Genomic DNA, 2,906 nt, shown 5'->3' on the forward strand with positions numbered 1-2,906 from the left:
TGCTCTGCCCACCAGGGTGGGCAGAGCACGACCGCCGGTGGAACCCCGCCGCCGCCCGGGTCGTGGAACGGACGTGGACACGCTGCGGACGCTGCTCAACCTCGTCTGGCTGGTGTTCCAGGGCTGGATCCTGGCGCTGGCCTACGCCCTGGCCGGCCTGGTCGCCTGCCTGCTGGTCGTCACCATCCCGTTCGGCATCGCGGCGTTCCGGCTGGCGGGCTTCGTGGTCTGGCCCTTCGGCCGGACGACGGTGCCGGCGCCGGGGGCCGGAGCCGCCTCGGCCCTGGGCAACCTCGTGTGGTTCCTCGTGGCCGGGTGGTGGCTGGGCCTGATCCACGTCGTCAGCGGGATCGGCTTCTGCCTGACCATCGTCGGCATCCCGTTCGGGATCGCGTCGTTCAAGCTCGCCGCGGTCGGCCTCTTCCCGCTGGGCAAGCGGGTGGTGCCGACCGCTCCCCCGCGCGACTGGCTGCACGCCGGCTCGGGAGTGGTACGGACGGCGCCCGCCCGCTGAGCAGGGCGGCGGGCGCTGGGGTGGCGGTTCAGGCCTCAGCCGGCTCGTCGGTCCAGCGGGCGAGGAACTCCTTCTCCCCCGGCGTGAGGCGGCGCGGCCGGTTGAGGGCGAAGTCGAAGGGGACCAGCAGGGTGCTGCCGGTGACGGCGAGCTGCCCGTGGTCGAACAACTCGTAGTGGCAGGTGAACGCCGCCGCCCGGATCCCGGACACCCAGACCTGCACCTCCAGGGGCTCGGCGTCGTAGACCACCGAGCGCTTGTACTGGATGTCGTGCCCGGCGACGACCAGCCCGCGCCGCATCCCGGTCGCCGAGTCGTGGGTCGGGTGCTCGAAGAACAGGTTCACCCGGGCCATCTCGAAGTAGCCGAGGAAGGCGACGTTGTTGATGTGCTGGTAGGCGTCCATGTCCGACCAGCGCATCGGGACGCGCACGGTGTGCCTCACGCGCTCCACCCTGCCGTACCGGGAGCGCCGTCCTGCACGCCGGTCCGCCGTCGACCCGGCCTCCGGTCGACGACGGCCCCGGCCCGAACGGCGGCGGCCGGCCGGAGTGGGTGCTCCGGCCGGCCGCCGGCGAGGTTCTCGCTGCACTGTGCCGGGTCGGCCCCGTCCAGAGGCTCACCGCGAGCTCGCGAGCGGTGAGGAGGACGGGTCCTCGTTCAGTCCCGGGTGAGCTTCCGGTAGGTGGCGCGGTGCGGGCGGGCCGCCTCCGGGCCGAGGCGCTCGACCTTGTTCTTCTCGTAGTCGGCGAAGTTGCCCTCGAACCAGAACCACTTGGACTCGCCCTCGTAGGCGAGGATGTGGGTCGCCACCCGGTCGAGGAACCAGCGGTCGTGGCTGACCACGACGGCGCAGCCGGGGAACTCCAGCAGCGCGCTCTCCAGGCTCGTCAGCGTCTCGGTGTCGAGGTCGTTGGTCGGCTCGTCGAGAAGCAGCAGGTTGCCACCCTGCTTGAGGGTCAAGGCGAGGTTGAGGCGGTTCCGCTCACCGCCGGAGAGCACGCCGGCCGGCTTCTGCTGGTCCGGGCCCTTGAACCCGAACGCGGCGACGTAGGCCCGCGACGGCATCTCCACGTTGCCGACCTTGATGTGGTCCAGGCCGTCGGAGACGACGTCCCACAGCGTCTTCTTGGGGTCGATGCCGCTGCGGTTCTGCTCGACGTAGGAGAGCTTGACCGTCTCGCCGACCTTGATCTCGCCGTCGTCGGGCTTCTCCTCGCCGACCAGCATCTTGAACAGCGTGGTCTTGCCGACGCCGTTGGGGCCGACCACGCCGACGATGCCGTTGCGCGGCAGGGTGAACGACAGGTCGTCGATGAGCAGGCGATCACCGAAGCCCTTGGTGAGGTTCTTCGTCTCGACCACGACGTTGCCCAGGCGCGGGCCCGGCGGGATCTGGATCTCCTCGAAGTCCAGCTTGCGGTACTTCTCGGCCTCGGCCGCCATCTCCTCGTAGCGCTGGAGACGGGCCTTGCTCTTGGCCTGCCGGGCCTTGGCGCCCGACCGGACCCACTCCAGCTCCTCGGCCAGCCGCTTCTGCCGCTTGGCGTCCTTGGCACCCTCGACCTTGAGGCGGGCGGCCTTGGTCTCCAGGTAGGTGGAGTAGTTGCCCTCGTACGGGTAGGCGCGGCCGCGGTCGAGCTCGAGGATCCACTGGGCGACGTTGTCGAGGAAGTACCGGTCGTGGGTGACGGCGACGACGGTGCCGGCGTACTTCTCCAGGTGCTGCTCCAGCCACGCCACGCTCTCGGCGTCGAGGTGGTTGGTGGGCTCGTCGAGCAGCAGCAGGTCGGGCGCCTCGAGCAGCAGCTTGCACAGCGCGACGCGGCGACGCTCACCACCGGAGAGGACGGTGACGTCGGCGTCGCCGGGCGGGCAGCGCAGCGCGTCCATGGCCTGCTCGATGCGGGCGTCGAGCTCCCAGCCGTCGTGGTTCTCGATGACCTCCATGAGCTCGCCCTGCTCGGCGAGGAGCGCGTCGAAGTCGGCGTCGGGCTCCCCCATCGCCGCGCTGACCTCCTCGAAGCGGCTCAGCGCGTCGCGCAGGGGCTTGACCGCCTCCTCGACGTTGCCGCGCACGTCGAGCGCCTCGTTCAGCGGCGGCTCCTGCAGCAGGATGCCGACCGAGGCCTCCGGCGCGAGCATGGCCTCGCCGTTGGAGGGCTGCTGCATGCCGGCCATGATCTGGAGCACGGTCGACTTGCCGGCGCCGTTGGGGCCGACCACGCCGATCTTGGCGCCGGGCAGGAACGACAGGGTGACGTCGTCCAGGATCACCTTGTCGCCGTGCGCCTTGCGCGCACGCACCATGGTGTAGATGTACTGAGCCACTGGGCTTCGCAGGCCTTCCGTCGATTCGCGAGTGGGGGGCGGGCCGGCCGTCTGCCGGCCC

The 2,906-nt window shown here is 70.8% G+C and carries 3 protein-coding genes; 1 reads left to right on the forward strand and 2 read right to left on the reverse strand.

Going from position 1 to position 2,906, the window contains the following annotated elements:
* Positions 1-73: 73 nt before the first annotated feature.
* On the forward strand, positions 74-514 hold the full coding sequence (locus ACI78Q_RS23640) for a YccF domain-containing protein (RefSeq protein WP_456925922.1): 441 nt from the start codon (positions 74-76) through the stop codon (positions 512-514).
* Between the two features lie 28 nt (positions 515-542).
* On the opposite strand, the gene ACI78Q_RS23645 is transcribed toward ACI78Q_RS23640, so the two are convergent.
* Both ACI78Q_RS23645 and ettA read right to left on the reverse strand, forming a co-directional pair.
* Entirely contained in the window at positions 543-959 is a 417-nt protein-coding gene (locus tag ACI78Q_RS23645; RefSeq protein ID WP_456925923.1) for an acyl-CoA thioesterase, read from the reverse strand.
* 215 nt (positions 960-1,174) lie between these two features.
* Positions 1,175-2,845, reverse strand: coding sequence for an energy-dependent translational throttle protein EttA (ettA, locus tag ACI78Q_RS23650; protein WP_456925924.1), 1,671 nt, complete (start codon positions 2,843-2,845; stop codon positions 1,175-1,177).
* Positions 2,846-2,906 lie beyond the last annotated feature (61 nt).

This window comes from Geodermatophilus sp. SYSU D00705 (genome assembly GCF_054050135.1).